Genomic DNA, 431 nt, shown 5'->3' with positions numbered 1-431 from the left:
TGCGCGGGCTCGTCGACGCGCGCATCCAGCAGCCCGGCGACGAACCGGCGATCAACGTGAACGTCGATCGCACGAAGGCGATCCAGGCCGGTCTCGAACAGCGCGACGTCGCGCAGAACCTGCTGATCGCGCTGTCCGGCAGCTCGCAGACGACGCCGAACTTCTGGCTCGATCCGCGCACCGGCGTCAGCTACCCGGTGCTCGTGCAGACGCCGCAATACACGGTGAATTCGCTGCAGTCGCTTGCGAACGTGCCGCTGCCCGCCGGCACCGCCCGCTCGCCGCAGACGCCGGCCGGCGGCCCGGCCGCGGGCGCGCCCGCGCAGAACCTGCTCGGCGCGCTCGGCTCGTTCTCGCGCGCGACGCAGCAGGCCGTGGTGTCGCACTACAACGTGCAGCCGGTGCTCGACATCTTCGCGTCCGTGCAGGGG

1 protein-coding gene is annotated in these 431 nt (G+C 71.7%); it reads left to right on the top strand.

The window, feature by feature from the left end; translation table 11 throughout:
- Positions 1-431, top strand: a 431-nt coding sequence (locus M3234_RS28935; protein WP_262307944.1) for a hypothetical protein, incomplete at both ends; no start/stop codon positions are given.

This window comes from Neobacillus niacini (assembly GCF_023715785.1).
In the GTDB taxonomy this organism is placed as follows: Bacteria; Bacillota; Bacilli; order Bacillales; family Cytobacillaceae; genus Neobacillus; species Neobacillus niacini_E.
This window is presented reverse-complemented; position numbering and strand designations above follow the sequence as displayed.